The organism is Xanthomonas boreopolis (genome assembly GCF_046529185.1).
Lineage (GTDB): Bacteria > Pseudomonadota > Gammaproteobacteria > Xanthomonadales > Xanthomonadaceae > Pseudomonas_S > Pseudomonas_S boreopolis.
Genome location: NZ_CP097162.1, coordinates 3,312,045 through 3,328,136, shown reverse-complemented (window position 1 = coordinate 3,328,136; position 16,092 = coordinate 3,312,045). Strand labels below are relative to the sequence as shown.

The 16,092-nt window shown below is 70.9% G+C and carries 12 protein-coding genes; 9 read left to right on the top strand and 3 right to left on the bottom strand.

Annotation, left to right across the window (positions count from 1 at the left end; genetic code table 11):
- Positions 1–143 precede the first annotated feature (143 nt).
- The 3 genes from M3M27_RS14945 (at position 144) to M3M27_RS14935 (ending at position 2,691) form a co-directional block, all read left to right on the top strand.
- On the top strand, positions 144–1,445 hold the full coding sequence (locus M3M27_RS14945) for a DUF763 domain-containing protein (protein ID WP_434026138.1): 1,302 nt from the start codon (positions 144–146) through the stop codon (positions 1,443–1,445).
- Positions 1,445–2,041: a GIY-YIG nuclease family protein gene (locus M3M27_RS14940; protein WP_434026137.1), complete on the top strand. Its 597-nt coding sequence runs from the start codon at positions 1,445–1,447 to the stop codon at positions 2,039–2,041. The genes M3M27_RS14945 and M3M27_RS14940 overlap by 1 nt, the downstream gene beginning before the upstream one ends.
- Positions 2,042–2,181: 140 nt before the next feature.
- Positions 2,182–2,691 carry a DNA-binding protein gene (locus tag M3M27_RS14935; protein WP_434026136.1) on the top strand — a complete coding sequence of 170 codons (510 nt, stop codon included), beginning with the start codon at positions 2,182–2,184 and terminating at the stop codon, positions 2,689–2,691.
- A gap of 32 nt (positions 2,692–2,723) precedes the next feature.
- Here M3M27_RS14935 and M3M27_RS14930 read toward each other — a convergent pair whose 3' ends face one another.
- Together M3M27_RS14930 and M3M27_RS14925 are read right to left on the bottom strand one after the other, a co-directional pair.
- Entirely contained in the window at positions 2,724–3,149 is a 426-nt protein-coding gene (locus M3M27_RS14930; protein WP_140723089.1) for a type II toxin-antitoxin system death-on-curing family toxin, read from the bottom strand.
- 13 nt (positions 3,150–3,162) lie between these two features.
- Complete coding sequence (locus M3M27_RS14925) at positions 3,163–3,384, bottom strand: AbrB/MazE/SpoVT family DNA-binding domain-containing protein (RefSeq protein ID WP_434026135.1); 222 nt, start codon at positions 3,382–3,384, stop codon at positions 3,163–3,165.
- A gap of 141 nt (positions 3,385–3,525) precedes the next feature.
- Here M3M27_RS14925 and lexA point away from each other — a divergent pair, with 141 nt between their 5' ends.
- From lexA to M3M27_RS14905, 4 genes are all read left to right on the top strand, one after another.
- Complete coding sequence (gene lexA, locus M3M27_RS14920; RefSeq protein ID WP_140723082.1) at positions 3,526–4,131, top strand: transcriptional repressor LexA; 606 nt, start codon at positions 3,526–3,528, stop codon at positions 4,129–4,131.
- A 3-nt stretch (positions 4,132–4,134) separates the two neighbouring features.
- Positions 4,135–4,749, top strand: coding sequence for a translesion DNA synthesis-associated protein ImuA (gene imuA / locus M3M27_RS14915; RefSeq protein ID WP_434026134.1), 615 nt, complete (start codon positions 4,135–4,137; stop codon positions 4,747–4,749).
- A 10-nt stretch (positions 4,750–4,759) separates the two neighbouring features.
- Complete coding sequence (locus tag M3M27_RS14910; RefSeq protein WP_434026133.1) at positions 4,760–6,190, top strand: Y-family DNA polymerase; 1,431 nt, start codon at positions 4,760–4,762, stop codon at positions 6,188–6,190.
- Between the two features lie 157 nt (positions 6,191–6,347).
- Positions 6,348–9,584 (top strand): error-prone DNA polymerase, encoded by a 3,237-nt coding sequence (locus M3M27_RS14905; protein ID WP_434026131.1) that lies wholly within the window; start codon positions 6,348–6,350, stop codon positions 9,582–9,584.
- A 63-nt stretch (positions 9,585–9,647) separates the two neighbouring features.
- Here the strand turns inward: M3M27_RS14905 and M3M27_RS14900 are convergent, their stop codons facing one another.
- On the bottom strand, positions 9,648–11,405 hold the full coding sequence (locus tag M3M27_RS14900; protein WP_434026130.1) for a peptide MFS transporter: 1,758 nt from the start codon (positions 11,403–11,405) through the stop codon (positions 9,648–9,650).
- Between the two features lie 279 nt (positions 11,406–11,684).
- Here M3M27_RS14900 and M3M27_RS14895 point away from each other — a divergent pair, with 279 nt between their 5' ends.
- On the top strand, positions 11,685–13,655 hold the full coding sequence (locus tag M3M27_RS14895) for an OPT family oligopeptide transporter (protein WP_140723069.1): 1,971 nt from the start codon (positions 11,685–11,687) through the stop codon (positions 13,653–13,655).
- A 168-nt stretch (positions 13,656–13,823) separates the two neighbouring features.
- The gene (locus tag M3M27_RS14890) at positions 13,824–15,887 is read left to right on the top strand and encodes a prolyl oligopeptidase family serine peptidase (RefSeq protein ID WP_434026129.1); all 2,064 of its coding nucleotides are present in this window, start codon (positions 13,824–13,826) and stop codon (positions 15,885–15,887) included.
- The last annotated feature ends 205 nt before the right edge of the window (positions 15,888–16,092 follow it).

The window sequence follows — 16,092 nt, the reverse complement described above, 5'->3', positions numbered from 1 at the left end:
TGCCCGCTGCGGGGCGGTGGAAGGGCGGCGGAACGGGCTCCTGAACCGTTGGGGGAGCGCGCTTGGGCGGGCCGGCTCGGCGGCGCAGACTATGCGACGAGCGGCCGCTAGCGTGCCGGCCCGGAGCATTGCGAGGAGTTCCCGTGTCACGACGTGGCGGCAGCGCCGACCTTCCCCTGCACGGCGGCCGGGTGCCGGCGTGGCTTGCGCAGCGCATGACCCGGCTCGGCGCGGTGATGTGCCAGGCCATCGTCCACCACTACGGCCGCGACGAACTGCTGCGGCGGCTGGCGCATCCGTTCTGGTTCCAGTCCTTCGGCGCGGTGATGGGCATGGACTGGCATTCCTCCGGCATCACCACCAGCGTGATCGGCGCGCTCAAGCGCGGGCTGGCGCCGTTGGCGGGCGAGCTGGGCATCCACGTCTGCGGCGGCCGCGGACGGCATTCGCGCGCTACGCCGGACGAGTTGCTGGCGGTCGGCGAGGCCACCGGCATTGATGGAGCCGCACTCGCGCAAGCCAGCCGGCTGGTGGCCAAGGTCGACAGCGCGGCGGTGCAGGACGGTTTCGAGCTGTACCTGCACGGCTTCATCGTCAGCGACGACGGGCGCTGGGTGGTGGTGCAGCAGGGCATGAACGGTACGCGCCGGCAGGCGCGCCGCTACCACTGGCTGTCGGAAGGGCTGTCGAGTTTCCTCGACGATCCGCATGCGGCGGTGGACGGCCCGGGGCAGGGCACCATCGTCAATCTCGCCGATCGCCGGGCGGCGGCCTCGCGCGCCGCGCAACTGGACCTGCTGCAGGCGTTGGGACCGGCACGCGTGGCGGGCGAGTGGGCGCGCCTGCAGGGCGATGGCGCATCCGCCGCGAAGGCCGTGCCGCGGACCGGCGACCTGTTCGCCACGCCCGCATGGGACCCGGCGGCGCAACCGCACCTGTCCATGCCCGGTCACCACGACGTGCGCGGCGGCGACGTCGTCGCGCGCCGCCTGCATGGCGCGCTGGCCGCCGCGGCCGAACAGGGGCCGAAGGACTTCGCCGAGCTGCTGCAGGTGCCTGGCGTCGGCGCGCGCACGGTGCGCTCGCTGGCGATGGTGGCCGAGGTATTGCACGGCGCGCCGTGCCGCTTCAGCGATCCGGCGCGGTTCTCGCTGGCGCACGGCGGCAAGGACCGGCATCCGTTCCCGGTGCCGACGCGGGTGTTCGATCGGACCATCGATGTGCTCAAGCAGGCGGTACGGCAGGCCCGGCTGGGCAACGAGGAAAAACTCGAGGCGATCCGCCGCCTGGATGCGCAGGCGCGGCGGCTGGAAGCGACCGCCGGCGGCCCTTCGGTGGAGGCGTATATCGCGCAGGAACGACGCGATTCCCACCGTTATGGCGGGCGCAGCGTATTCGGCTGGGAACCGGTGCAGGGTGGCGAGCCCCGGCGCAAGGCGGGCTGATGCGCGGCGATCCCCGTGCTCGCGTGCCGATCGATGGGCGCTGCTTCGCCTACGTGTTCCCGTGCCTGTGGGAGGACCATTGCAAGATCGGTTTCTCGCACGATCCGCTGGCGCGCATCGCGGCATTGCATCCGCGCTGGTACGCGTTCTTCGACCTGGAGAACGGATGGCTGGTGGAAGCCGAGTCCGAGCGCGACGCGCGCGACCTGGAACTTGAACTGCGCCGGCCGTTCGCCGCGCACAACGCGCCGGCGCCACTGACCATCCGCGCGCAGGCCGGTGGGGGCACCGAGTGGTTCCGCGGCGTGGCGGAACCCTTGGCGCTGTCGGTGCGGGCGCTGGCGCAGCGCGGGTATCGCGTGCATCCGCTGCAGGGCTGGTTGCAGGCGGCCCTGTCGGCCCGGCGCGAGGGCTTGCACGAATGGACGCTGGCCCAGTTGCCGGCGGGCGGGATGGACGGCCGGCATGGCGACACGCCCGCGCTGCGCCGGCTGCGCGACCAGCTCGACGCCTTCGCGGCGCTGGATGTCCCGCTCGACGACGTGCTGCCGGATGCGGTGATGGCGTGGTACCGCCGCGTCGATGGACGGGCGTGACGAACCGCGCATCGGTGCCGGAAGGGCGTGCGCGTCGCGCGTGGCGTCAAGGCGGCGTGTGCATCGGCCGCCGGCGCTATACCGGTGTTTTACCCGCGCATTGTTAGACCCGTGGCACCTCCATTCATGGGAGCAGTACGGTGCCTGAGAAAAAGACCCGCGAAGCCGTGGCCCGCGACAAGCGCGAGGGCAAGTCCGCCAGCACCCAGGCCGGCGAGTTCGTGAAGGAGGAGATCGAGCATGTGCGCGAAGGCAAGCACGGCGCCAAGAGCACCAAGCAGGCGATCGCGATCGGCTTGAGCAAGGCGCGCCGCGCCGGCATCGACGCCAAGCCGTCCAAGAGCGCTTCCAAGTCGGTCAAGAAGAAGGCCGCGCAGGACAGCAAGGCGGCCAAGGCGCACAAGAAGCCTTCCGCCAAGCGTTCGGCCGGCGCCAAGAAGGCGCTGAAGACGGCGAGCAAACGCACCACGGCGAAGAAAGTGGCCGGCAAGAAGGCGTTGTCGAGCCAGGCCAAGAAGGCGGCGAGCAAGCGCACGGCACGCAGCCGTTCGGAAGCGGCCAAGAAGGCGGCGCGGACCAAGGGCGCGGCGGGGCGCAAGGCGGCCGCTAAGAAGGCCGCGCGCACGCGCAAGCGCAAGGCGGAGGATTGAAGCCGCGGCCGGCGCCGCCGGCCGCGGGCCGCTTAGCCGTAATGCGCCGCCGGCTCGTGCACGGCCGACGCGCCGGCGCCGCGCAGGCGCGGGCGCAGCCACTCGGCGAAGGCCTTTTCGTCGAGGCTGCCTTCGGCGAGGGCGATCATGGCGGCGTATTTGTCTTCGTCCCTGGCGACCAGCTCGACGTCGTTCAAGGCGAGAAACACGCGATAACAGACATGGGCCGTGCGCTTGTTGCCGTCGACGAAGGGGTGGTTGCGCGCCAGGCCAAAGGCGAGGCTGGCCGCGAGGTCCGCAATGTCGGGCGGCGGTTCGCCATAGGCGAACAACTGCTGCGGGCGCGCAAGGGCGGAGTCGAGGAGCGCGTCGTCGCGCACGCCATTGCCGCCGCCGTGCTCGGCGAGTTGACGCTCGTGGATGGCAAGCGCGAGCGCACGGTTGATCCAGACGATCATGGCGGCGCTCCCCTTATTGCGCGAGCTTGCGCAGGACATGGCGGTCCTCGCGCATGACCTTCTCCGCCACCTCCATCTGCCGCGCCAGTTCCGGATCGAACGCGGTCAGGCGGATGCCGTCCGGGGTTTCCAGCACGTAGAGCTCGTCGCCCTTCTCCACGCGCAGGCGGGCCAGCAGTTCCTTGGGCAGGATGACGCCGGCGGAGTTGCCGATGCCGGTGATCTTGAGCTTCATGGAATGGCTCCAGGGTTGTTATAACTTTTGTTATATAGCGCCGTAATGCCCGCGCCGCAAGGGGAGGAAAACGCCAGGGCGTCTCGCCTGGCGAGACACCAGGGTGTACAAATGTACACCCTGCCTCCACGATCCGCCGCCATGACCCCGCTCCCGCCCAGGCGCGCCGCCATCCTTGCCTACCTGCACGAGTGCGCACGGCAGGGGCATGTCCCCAGCCTGGCCGAGATCGCCGCGCACTTCGGCTTCGCCTCGCGCAACGCCGCGCAGAAGCACGTGCAGGCGCTGGTCGAGGCCGGCCTGGTCGAGCGCCGGCCCAACGCCAGGCGCGGGCTGCGGGTGCCGGGCGCGCCCGGGCGCGAAGGCCTGCTCGCCTTGCCGGTGCTCGGACGGGTCGCGGCGGGCGCACCGATCGGGGCCGACATCGGCCTGGACGAGCAGCTGTGGCTGGACCGCGGCCTGTTCTCGCTCAGGCCGGACTACCTGCTGGTGGTGCAGGGCGATTCGATGATCGACGACGGCATCCTCGACGGCGACCTGGTCGGCGTGCACCGCGCCAGCGAGGCGCGCAACGGCCAGACCGTGGTGGCGCGGATCGACGGCGAGATCACGATCAAGCGCCTGGAGCGCGGTGCCGAGCGCCTGCGCCTGCTGCCGCGCAATCCGGCGCATGCGCCGATCGAGGTGGCGCCGGATGCGGAGTTCGCCATCGAGGGCCTGTTCTGCGGCCTGCTGCGCCGGGGATGAGGCATGGGCGAAGTTCGGGCCCTGGACGATCTGCTCGCCGCGCGCACGGTCTGGCATGCCGGGCGCGGGACCGCGCTGGCCGAAGGCGGCGAGCCGACCGGCCATCCCGCGCTGGATGCGCTGCTGCCGGGCGGCGGCTGGCCGCGGCGCGCCCTGACGGAATTGCTGCTGCCGGCCGATGGCGTCGGCGAGATCGCGCTGCTGCTGCCGACGCTGGTGCGCATGACCCGGGCCGGCCAGCGCGTGGTGCTGGTGGCGCCGCCCTACATTCCGTATGCGCCGGCCCTGCAGGCGGGCGGGATCGACCTGGCATGGCTGCACCTGGTCGAGGCCGAACCGCGCGATGCGCTGTGGGCGTTCGAGCAATGCCTGCGCAGCGGCGCCTGCGCCGCGGTGCTGGGCTGGCCGCAGACCGGCGATGCGCGCGCGCTGCGCCGCTTGCAGGTGGCGGCCGACAGCGGCGACTGTTGCGGTTTCGCGCTGCGCGACCGCAAGCATGCGGCCAATGCCTCGCCGGCGGCCTTGCGGCTGGAATACCGGCCGGCGCAGGCGGCCTGGCAGGTGCTCAAGTGCCGCGGCGGCCCGGTGCCGGCGCAGCCGCTGCGCCTGGCGCGGTGAGGGCGCGCGCGTGCTCTGGGCCTGCATCCTGCTGCCGCAGCTGGCGCTCGACGCCGTGGTGCGCCGCCTTCCCGAGCCCGAGGCGCCGCTGGCGCTGGTGGAAGGCCCGGCGCAACTGCGCACCCTGCATGCGGTGAACGCGGCCGCATCGCATGCCGGCCTCAAGCCCGGCATGCGCCTGTCCGCGGCGCATGCGCTGCTGGCGCAGGTGCGCACCGTGGACTACGACCCGGCCGAGGAAACGCGTTGGCATCGCTTCCTCGCCGCCTGGGCCTACCGGCACAGCTCGCTGGTGAGCATCCAGTGGCCGCGCGCGATCGCGCTGGAAGTGCAGGCCAGTTTCCGGCTGTTCGGGCCGTGGCCGCGCTTCGAGCGACGCCTGCGCGAGGAACTGGAGGCACTGGGTTTCCAGCACCGCATCGCGATGGCGCCGACGCCGCGCGCCGCGCGCGTGCTGGCCGGATTGCGCGACGGCCTGGCGGTCACCCACCCCGATGCGCTGCGGCGCACGCTCGACGGCGTGCCGATCCGGCGCGCGGCCTTGCCCGGCGAGGCCGGCGAACGCCTGCACCGGATGGGCGTTCGCACGCTGGCGGCCTTGCGCGCGCTGCCGCGCGACGGCGTGCGCAGGCGCTTCGGCCTGGACGTGCTGGAGCACCTGGACCGGCTCTACGGCCAGGCCGACGATCCGCTGCCGTACTACGCGCCGCCGGACCATTTCGATGCGCGCGTGGAGATGGGGTACGAGGTCGAGCGCCATACCGCGCTGCTGTTCCCGCTGCGGCGCTTGGTCGGCGACCTGTGCACCTACCTGTCGATCCGCGACGGGGGCGTGCAGCACTTCGTGCTGAGGCTGGAACACGAGCAGGGCCACCACGACGTCGAGGTCGGCCTGCTGTCGGCCGAGCGCTCGCCCGCGCTGCTGTTCGAACTGGCGCGCAACCGCCTGGAGCGGGTGGAAATCGCGCGGCCGGTGGTGGCCTTGCGCCTGCTGGCGGAGCGGCTGCCGCCGTTCGTGCCGGCGGCCCGCGACCTGTTCGACATGCGCCCGCAGCAGGCGATGGACTGGCCGCAGCTGCGCGAGCGCCTGCGCGCCCGCCTGGGCGACGGTGCGGTGTATCGGGTGGTCCCGGGCGATGATCCGCGACCGGAGCGGGCCTGGCGGCGCGTGGCGGGCGAGGGCGACGACGCGCGCCGCGCGCCGGCACCGGCGCGGGCGCTTCCCGTGCGGCCGGCCTGGCTGCTGCCGCACCCGCTGCCGCTGCGCGAACCGCACCCGCGCATCGTCGCCGGCCCGGAGCGGCTGGAGAGCGGCTGGTGGGACGGCGAGGACGCCCGCCGCGACTACTACGTGGTGGAGACCGCGCGCGGCCAGCGTGCCTGGGCCTTCGTGCCGGCGGGCCGGCACGAGGGCTGGATGCTGCACGGGTGGTTCGCATGAACGAGGGGGAGTGTGCCCTCATCCGCCCTGCGGACATCTTCTCCAGCACGCGGGAGAAGAGGATGCACCCCGACTGTCCCGGATTGCCCCGGTGGCCCGCCGTTTCCTTCTCCCGTTTACGGGAGGTGCCCGCAGGGCGGATGAGGGCCGCTCTCGCATGAACGGCTTCGACGATGCCTATCGCGAGGCCCCCGGCGGGCACGTGCCGCGCGCCTGGGAGGTGCTTGCCCGTCTGCGTGCGGCCAACGACGATGCCACGCGCCCGGATGATGCCGGCCTGCCGCCCTACGCGGAGCTGCACTGCCTGTCGGACTTCTCGTTCCTGCGCGGCGCATCCAGTGCCGAGGATCTGTTCCGGCGTGCCCACGAATGCGGCTACGAGGCCCTGGCGATCACCGACGAGTGCTCGCTGGCCGGCATCGTGCGCGGGCTGGAGGCCTCGCGCGCCACCGGGGTGAAATTGATCGTCGGCAGCGAGTTCGTGCTCGAAGACGGCCTGAGGTTCGTCCTGCTGGTCGAGCACGATGCCGGCTATCCCTTGCTGTGCGAACTGATCACCACCGCGCGCCGCGCCGCCGGCAAGGGATGCTACCGGCTCGCCCGCGCGGACGTGCAGGCTCAGTTCGCCCGCGGCGCGGACGGCGTGTTCGCGCTGTGGCTGCCGGGCGACCCGGTGGACGTGGCCGGCGGCGAATGGCTGCGCGCGCTGTTCGGCGAGCGCGCCTTCCTCGCGATCGAGCTGCACCGCGAGCGCGACGACGCCGCGCGCCAGGCCGAACTGCTCGCCGTCGCGCGCCGGCTGGGCATGGCCGCCCTCGCCAGCGGCGATGCGCACATGGCCACGCGCCGCGAGCGCATCCTGCAGGACACGCTCACCGCGATCCGCCACAACCTGCCGCTGGCCGAGTGCGGCGCGCACCTGTTCCGCAACGGCGAGCGCCACCTGCGCACGCGCCGCGCGCTGGCCAGCATCCACGGCGCCGGGCCGATGCTGGCCGCGGCCGAACTGGCGCGGCGCTGCACCTTCGACCTGGGCAAGGTGAAGTACGACTATCCGGTCGAGCTGGTGCCGCCGGGCGAGACGCCGACGACGCACCTGCGCAAGCGGGTCCTCGCCGGCATGCGCAGGCGCTGGCCGGCGGGCGCGCCGTGGAAGGTGCGGCGCGACATCGCCAAGGAGCTGGCGTTGATCGCCAGGCTCAAGTACGAGGCGTTCTACCTGACCGTCGAGGACGTGGTGCGGTTCGCGCGCTCGCAGGGCATCCTGTGCCAGGGCCGCGGTTCGTCGGCCAACTCGGCGGTGTGCTTCGCGCTGGGGATCACCGCGGTCGATCCCGGCGAGAGCCGCCTGCTGCTGGCGCGCTTCCTGTCGGAAGAACGCAACGAGCCCCCCGACATCGACGTCGACTTCGAGCACGAGCGGCGCGAGGAAGTCATCCAGTACGTCTACCGCAAGTACGGCCGCGAGCGGGCCGCGCTCGCCGCCACGGTGATCTGCTACCGCGGCAAGAGCGCGGTGCGCGACGTGGCGCGCGCGTTCGGCCTGCCGCCGGACCAGATCGCGCTGCTCGCCAATTGCTATGGCTGGGGCAATGGCGAGACGCCGATGGAGCAGCGCATCGCCGAGGCCGGGTTCGACCTGGAAAACCCGCTGATCCGGCGCGTGCTGGTCGTGACCGAGATGCTGCGCGGCCATCCGCGCCACCTGTCGCAGCACGTCGGCGGCTTCGTGATCTCCGATGCGCCGCTGTCCACGGTGGTGCCGGTGGAGAACGCGGCCATGCCCGAGCGCACCATCATCCAGTGGGACAAGGACGACCTGGAAACGATGGGCATGCTCAAGGTCGACTGCCTGGCGCTGGGCATGCTGACCTGCCTGCGCAAGACGCTGGACCTGGTGCGCGGCCACCGCGGCCGCGACCTGGAGGTCGCCACGATCCCCGCCGGGGACGAGGCCACCTACGCGATGATCCAGCGCGCCGACACCGTGGGCGTGTTCCAGATCGAGTCGCGCGCGCAGATGGCGATGCTGCCGCGGCTGAAGCCGGAGTGCTTCTACGACCTGGTGGTGGAAGTGGCGATCGTGCGGCCGGGGCCGATCCAGGGCGACATGGTGCACCCCTACCTCAAGCGCCGGCAGGACCGCAGCCTGGTGAGCTTCCCGTCGGAGGGCGTGGAGAAGATCCTGGGGCCGACGCTGGGCATCCCGCTGTTCCAGGAGCAGGTGATGGAGCTGGTGATCCATGCCGGCTACGAGCCGCACGAGGCCGACCAGTTGCGCCGCTCGATGGCGGCCTGGAAGCGTGGCGGCGACATGGAGCCTCACCGGGCACGCATCCGCGAGCTGATGGAGGACAAAGGTTACTCGTCCGGCTTCATCGACCAGATCTTCGAGCAGATCAAGGGCTTCGGCTCCTACGGGTTCCCGCAGAGCCACGCCGCCTCGTTCGCCAAGCTGGTCTACGCGAGCAGCTGGCTCAAGCGGCACGAGCCGGCGGCGTTCGCGTGCGGGCTGCTCAACGCGCAGCCGATGGGTTTCTATTCGCCGGGCCAGATCGTGCAGGACGCGCGCCGCGGCAGTCCCGAGCGGCCTGCGGTGGCGGTGTTGCCGGTGGACGTGGTGCACAGCGACTGGGACAACACGTTGTCCGGCGGCAGCCCGTGGCGCGGCGACGACGCGCCGGGCGAGCAGCCCGCGATCCGGCTCGGCCTGCGCCAGTTGGCCGGCCTGTCCGAGGCGATGGGCCGGGCGATCGTGCGCGCGAGGGCGCAGCGCCCCTTCGCCGGTATCCCGGATCTATGCCTGCGCGCCGGCCTGGACGAGAAGGCACGCACGGTACTGGCGGAGGCCGGCGCGCTGCAGGCGCTGGCGGGGCACCGCAACGCCGCGCGCTGGGCGGTGGCCGGCATCGAGCGCAGCCGTCCGCTGCTGCCGGGCAGCCCGGCCGAGGCCGACATCGCCTTGCCGGCGCCGCGCCCGGGCGAGGAGATCCTGGCCGACTACCGCAGCGTGGGGCTGACCCTGCGCCAGCATCCGATGGCCCTGCTGCGCCCGCAGATGCGCCAGCGCCGCATCCTCGGCCTGGACGAACTGCGCACGCGCCATCACGGCGCCGGCGTGCACGTGGCGGGCCTGGTCACCCAGCGCCAGCGCCCGCAGACCGCCAAGGGCACGATCTTCGTCACCCTGGAGGACGAGCGCGGCATGATCAACGTGATCGTCTGGCCGCACGTCGCGCTGCGCCGCCGCCGCGCGCTGCTGGAATCGCGCCTGCTGGCGGTGCGCGGCCGCTGGGAACGCGTGGACGGCGTCGAGCACCTGATCGCCGGCGACCTGCAAGACCTCAGCGAACTGCTCGGCGAACTGGAGGTGGTGTCGCGGGATTTCCATTGAGCCGCGTGTTGCCGCCACGCGGCATGGGACGAGGTTGCATCGGTACCGGTGCGCGCGAACGGCTCACCTCACCCCATGCATCAACCGCTTCAGCAGGGGGGCGGCCAGTAATGCGGCCACGCCGCAGCCCAGGCCGATCCAGGTCATCAGCCAGAACAGGTGGGCGTAACCGGCCGAGGCCTCGGCCAGGTTCAGGGCTTCGCCATCGGGCACGTCGATCGCGGAGAGCTTGCCGAACAGCGCGGCGAGCGCTTCGGAAAACGCGGTGGCCAGGAACCAGGTGCCCATCATCAGGCTGACCACGCGCGGTACCGCCAACTGCGTGACCGCCGCCAGGCCCACCGGCGACAGGCACATCTCGCCTATCTCCAGCACCAGGTAGGCCAGCACCAGCCACCAGACGCTGGCCATCTGCCCGCTGGCGCCGACCTGTTGCGCGGCCAGCGCCAGCGGCACGAACGACAGGCCGGCGAACAGCAGGCCGAACGCCGACTTCACCGGCTTGGACGGGTCGGCGCCGCGGCGGTCCAGCCAGGCCCAGAGCGCTGCGAACGGGGGCGCCAGCATCACCAGGAACAACGCGCCGAGATAGGTGAGCGAGCCGGCCGTCTGCGGCAGCACGATGCAATCGCGCACCAGGAACGCCAGCATCAGCGCGACCACCGCGACGAACAGCGCGCGCGGCGCGGCGGAGCGGGGATCGCGGTCGGACATCGCGGCCGCCACGACGAAGCCCAGCGGCGCCAGCAGCAGCGAGGCGATCGACCATGGCAGCGGCGTGCCGTCGCGGATCACCAGCGCGGGCGCCACGTCCTTGGTCAGCAGGCGGTCGGTGAAGGTCACCCAGGACCCGTAGGTCTGCTCGTACAGGGTGAAGAACACCAGCGCCATGAAGATCAACGCCATCAGCGCGATCATCTGCTGGCGCTGCGCCGGCGTGCATTGCGTGCCGACGAACCAGCCGAACCACACCAGCACGCCGCCCAGGACGACCAGCATCAGCATCAGGGCCAGCGAGATCTCCCCGCCGAGCGAGAACGCGCCGTTGGCGGCCGCCCACATCAGCCACGCCACCGGCAGCACGCCCAGGACCGCCGTGCCGTAGATCAGCCACTCGCGCGGCAACCCGGCCACGCGCTCGCGCAGCGCGGCGGGCGAGGGGGATTCGGCATGGCCGTGCAGGTACTTCTGGCCCCACAGGAACATGCCCAGGCCGACCAGCATGCCGATGCCGGCCGCGCCGAAGCCGTACTTCCAGCCATAGGCCTCGCCGAGGTAGCCGCAGACCAGCGAGGCGAACAGCGCGCCGAGGTTGATGCCGGCGTAGAACAGCGAGAAGCCCGAGTCGCGGCGCGGGTCGTTCTCCGCGTAGAGCTTGCCGACGATGGTGGAGATGTTGGGCTTGAGGAAGCCGACGCCGACGATGATCAGCGCCAGCGACAGGTAGGTCGTCGCCAGCGCGCCGGTGTCGCGCACCACCTGGCCGCCGACGCGCGTGGCGGCGTGGCCTTCGAAGGCCATGCCGAGATGCCCCAGCACCAGCAGGAGGCCGCCGAACACCACCGCCTTGCGCATGCCCAGCCAGCGGTCGGCGAGCAGGCCGCCGAACACCGGGAGGCAGTACACCAGGCCGCCGTAGGCGCCGAGCAGGTCCAGCCCGGCCTTGTCGCCGAACAGGTGGTACTTGGTCAGGTAGAGCAGCAGCAGCGCCTTCATCCCGTAGAACGAGAAGCGCTCCCACATCTCGGTGAAGAAGCAGACGTAGACGCCCTTGGGATGGCCGAGGAAGTCGTCGGGGGAAAGGCGGGCGGCGGCGGTCATCGGGCTGGGAGCGGTGTGCGAGCGGCGAGTATAGAGAGGGTGTGGGGAGGCCTGCCCTCATCCGCCCCTTCGGGGCACCTTCTCCCGCAGGCGGGAGAAGGGAGGTGCCCTGCGCCGTCGTCCGAATGGCGGATAGCAACGCCGTTCCCTTCTCCCGTTCACGGGAGAAGGTGCCCCGAAGGGGCGGATGAGGGGCCGTGCATGCCGCCCTGCAGCTGGACTTGCCGGCGGGCAAACGCTAGCGTGTGGCGGATTTTTTGCCATCAGGGGGTCCTCCCAATGAGCCAAGACGCACAGACGCGCCAGCTCACCTTCCGTGCCGTGTTGCTGGCCATCGTGCTGGCGGTGGTCCTTTCGGCCGCCAATGCCTACCTGGGCCTGTTCGCCGGCCTGACCATCGCCACGGCGATCCCGGCGGCGGTCGTCTCGATGGGCGTGCTGCGCCTGCTGGGCGGCGGCACGATCCTGGAGAACAACATCGTCCAGACCGGTGCCTCGGCCGGTTCCTCGATCGCCGCCGGCGTGATCTTCACGATCCCGGCGCTGGTCATCATGGGCTACTGGCCGGACTTCAAGTACTGGTGGGTGCTCGGCATCGCCGGCCTGGGCGGCCTGCTCGGCGTGCTGTTCTCGGTGCCGCTGCGGCGCTCGATGATCGTCGAGGACCCGCTGCCGTTCCCCGAGGGCAAGGCCGCGGCCGAGGTGCTCAAGGCCGGCGAGAACCCCGGCCCGGGCCTGAAGATCCTGGCGCTGTCCGGCGCGATCGGCGCGCTGGTCAAGCTGGCCGCGGCGAGCGGCCTGCGGGTGATCCCGGATACCTGGGTGCAGTCGGCCTATGCCGGCAGCTCCAAGGTCACCGCCTTCTTCGGCACCAACCTGTCGCCGGCGCTGCTCGGCGTGGGCTACATCGTCGGCCTGAACGTCGGCATCGTGGTGGTGTCCGGCTCGATCCTGTCCTGGCACATCGCGATCCCGCTCTACCAGGCGTTCTTCTCCGGCAGCGACCCGGGCCTGGCGGCCAGGCTGGCCGATGCCTCGGCCGCGGATGCGGCCTATGCGATCTGGAGCGCGAAGATCCGCTACCTGGGGGTCGGCGCGATGCTGATCGGCGGCATCTGGACGCTGTTCTCGCTGCGCAAGTCGCTGCTCAACGGCATGAAGAGCGGCTTCGCCGCCGCCCGCAAGAGCGGCGGCCCGGCGCTGGCGCACACCGAGCGCGACCTGCCGATGAAGTGGATGCTGGTGGCGCTGGTGGTCTTCATCCTGCCGCTGCTGGGCCTGTACCAGGCGATCGTGCAGCAGTGGCACGTCTCCATCCCGATGACGATCATCATGATCGTGGCCGGTTTCCTGTTCGTGTCGGTGTCGGCCTACCTGGCCGGCCTGATCGGCTCGTCCAACAACCCGGTCTCGGGCATCACCATCTCCACCATCCTGTTCGCCTCGGCGGTGCTGGTGCTGTTGCTCGGCAAGAGCGGGCTGGTGCCGGTGGGCGTTGGCGGCGCGCCGCTGGGCGCGGTGGCCGCGATCATGATCGGCGCGGTGGTGTGCTGCGCGGCGGCGGTCGGCGGCGACAACCTGCAGGACCTGAAGGCCGGCTACCTGGTCGGCGCCACGCCGTGGAAACAGCAGCTGATGCTGGGCATCGGCGCGTTCTCGTGCGCGCTGATCATGGCGCCGGTGCTGAACCTGCTGGCGCAGGCCTACGGCATCGGCGCGCCGACCCCGGAACATCCGAATGCGCTGGCGGCGCCGCAGGCCAACCTGATGGCCTCGGTCGCGCGCGGCCTGTTCGGCGGCGAGCTGCCTTGGACGTTCATCGGCCTGGGCGCGGTGGTCGGCGCGCTGGTGATCGCGCTCGACGAGTGGCTGAAGTCGCGCAAGGCGCACTTCCGCGTGCCGGTGCTGGCCGCGGCGATCGGCATCTACCTGCCGCTGGAGCTGATGGTGCCGATCTTCCTCGGCGGTTTGCTGGCGCACCTGGTCGAGCGCTTCCACAAGGTGCGCGTGGACGACGAGGACGCGCGCGACCGCGTGCATCGCCCGGGCGTGCTGTTCTCGGCGGGGCTGATCACCGGCGAGGCGCTGATGGGCATCGCCATCGCGATCCCGATCGTGGCGGCCGGGCGCGCCGACGTGCTGGCGCTGCCGGAGATGTTCCACCTCAGCCAGTGGGTGGGCCTGGTCGTGCTGGCCCTGGTCGGCTGGCTGCTGTACCGCACCGGCAAGAAGGGCGAGCAGGCGGGGTGATGGCCGCGGCGTCGCGGTGAGCATGCGAAGGGCGGCCGTGGGCCGCCCTTCGCGCTTGGAAGGCCCACGAAAGCCGCTCCCATAGGCGGGCCGGGCATGACTTCAGTCCTTTGCGCCGTGGCCGGGCCGGCCTCTACCATCGGCGTTTTGCCGTTCCGGGAGACCCCGATGAAGCTTCGTACTGCCTTGCTGCCCCTGGCCCTGCTGGCCGCGCTGCCCGTCCTGGCCAGTGCGCGCGGTTTCGAGGTGCGCGACCTGGTCGCCCTCGATCGCGTGTCCTCGCCGACGCTGAGCCCGAACGGCGACGTGCTGGTCTTCGCCAAGCGCCAGATGAACCCGGAGCTGACCAAGGCCAGCACCAGCCTGTGGGTGCGCGACCTGCGCACGCGCGACCTGGCGCCGCCCAAGCAGCTGACGCCGGACGGCTGGAACGTCAATTCGCCCGCGTTCTCCGCCGACGGCCAGACGGTGTACTTCCTGAGCGCCCAGTCCGGCAGCCAGCAGCTCTATGCGGTCTCGTCCACCGGCGGCAAGCCGCGCCAATTGACCGACTTCGCGGTCGACGTGGACAGCTTCAAGCTCTCGCCCAACGGCGAGCGCATCGTGTTCAGCGCCGGCGTGTTCCAGGATTGCGGTTCCGACCTGGCCTGCACCAAGAAGAAGGTCGACGAGAGCGCGGCCTCCAAGGCGTCCGGCAAGGTGTTCGATTCGTTGTTCGTGCGCCACTGGGACGCCTGGAACGACGGCCGCCGCAACACCCTGTTCGTGGCCGACCTGCCCGCCAAGGCCAAGCCGATCACCGAGGCCACCGCGATCAGCGCCGGCATTCCCGGCGATGCGCCGTCCAAGCCGTTCGGCGGCAACGACGACTACGCCTGGTCGCCCGACGGCACCTCGGTCGTCGCCAGCATCCGCGTGGAAGGCCGCGCCGAGCCGTGGTCGACCAACTTCGACCTGTACCGGCTCGACGCCAACGGCCGCACCTCGCCGGTCAACCTGACCAGGACCAACCTGGCCTGGGATGCCGGCCCGGTGTTCAGCGCGGACGGCAGGAGCCTGTACTACCGCGCGATGAAGCGCCCGGGCTTCGAGGCCGACCGCTTCGGATTGATGGTCATGGACCTGGGCAGCGGCAAGACCCGCGAGATCGCGCCGGACTGGGACCGCTCGGCCGGCGAAATCGTGCTGTCCCCCGACGGCCGCTCGATCTACACCAGCGCCGACGACATGGGCGAGCACCCGCTGTTCCGCATCGACATCGCCTCCGGCAAGGTCGAGAAGCTGGTCGCCGGCGGCAGCGTGGGCTCGCCGGTGCTGGCCGGCTCGACCCTGGCCTTCACCCGCAACTCGCTCAAGAGCGGCGACCAGATCCTCGTCGCCGACGGCGATGCCAAGGGCTTGCGCGAGATCACGCCGAGCGCGGCCGAGAAGCTGCCGGACGTGCAGTTCGGCGACTTCGAGCAGTTCAGCTTCAAGGGCTGGAACGACGAGACCGTGCACGGCTACGTGGTCAAGCCGTACAACTACGAGCCGGGCAAGAAGTACCCGGTGGCGTTCCTGATCCACGGCGGCCCGCAGGGCAGCTTCGGCAACGGCTGGAGCTATCGCTGGAACCCGCAGACCTACGCCGGCCAGGGCTATGCGGTGGTGATGATCGATTTCCACGGCTCGACCGGCTACGGCCAGGCATTCACCGACGCGATCAGCCAGCACTGGGGCGACCGCCCGCTGGAAGACCTGCAGAAGGGCTGGACCGCGGCGCAACAGCAGTACGGCTTCCTCAACGGCGACAAGGCCTGCGCGCTCGGCGCGAGCTACGGCGGCTACATGACCTACTGGATCGCCGGCAACTGGAACCAGCCGTGGAAGTGCCTGGTCGACCACGACGGCGTGTTCGACAACCGCATGATGGGCTACAGCACCGAGGAGCTGTGGTTCAGCGAGTGGGAGAACGGCGGCACGCCGTGGCAGAACCCGGCCGGCTACGAGAAGTTCAACCCGGTGCTGCACGTGGACAAGTGGAAGGTGCCGATCCTGGTGATCCACGGCCAGCAGGATTTCCGCATCCCGGTCGAGCAGGGCCTGGCCGCGTTCACCGCCGCGCAGCGCAAGGGCATCGAGTCGAAGTTCCTGTACTTCCCGGACGAGAACCACTGGGTGCTCAAGCCGCAGAACAGCATCCTGTGGCACGACACGGTCAATGCGTGGTTGAAGCAACATATCGGGGATTGAGTTGGAGGCTGGGACCCGAGGCTGGGAAAAGCGACGAGCCTGGTTCCGGTCGAGTGTCGTTGTAGGAGAGGCTTCAGCCTCGACGGGCTGTGCCGGGGAAGCCGGGACTCGGGCTTGGGGACTCGGGGCTCGGCGAAGCGACAAGCCTGCTTCGGATCGCGTGCTGTTGTGAGAGGGACTTCAGTCCCGACAGGGCTTTACTGGC

Coding starts and splice junctions, on each gene's coding strand:
- M3M27_RS14895 (WP_140723069.1), top strand. CDS start 11,685: ATGAGCCAAGACGCACAGACGCGCCAGCTCACCTTCCGTGCCGTGTTG.
- M3M27_RS14940 (WP_434026137.1), top strand. CDS start 1,445: ATGCGCGGCGATCCCCGTGCTCGCGTGCCGATCGATGGGCGCTGCTTC.
- M3M27_RS14890 (WP_434026129.1), top strand. CDS start 13,824: ATGAAGCTTCGTACTGCCTTGCTGCCCCTGGCCCTGCTGGCCGCGCTG.
- M3M27_RS14900 (WP_434026130.1), bottom strand. CDS start 11,405: ATGACCGCCGCCGCCCGCCTTTCCCCCGACGACTTCCTCGGCCATCCC.
- M3M27_RS14925 (WP_434026135.1), bottom strand. CDS start 3,384: ATGAAGCTCAAGATCACCGGCATCGGCAACTCCGCCGGCGTCATCCTG.
- M3M27_RS14930 (WP_140723089.1), bottom strand. CDS start 3,149: ATGATCGTCTGGATCAACCGTGCGCTCGCGCTTGCCATCCACGAGCGT.
- M3M27_RS14905 (WP_434026131.1), top strand. CDS start 6,348: ATGAACGGCTTCGACGATGCCTATCGCGAGGCCCCCGGCGGGCACGTG.
- lexA (WP_140723082.1), top strand. CDS start 3,526: ATGACCCCGCTCCCGCCCAGGCGCGCCGCCATCCTTGCCTACCTGCAC.
- imuA (WP_434026134.1), top strand. CDS start 4,135: ATGGGCGAAGTTCGGGCCCTGGACGATCTGCTCGCCGCGCGCACGGTC.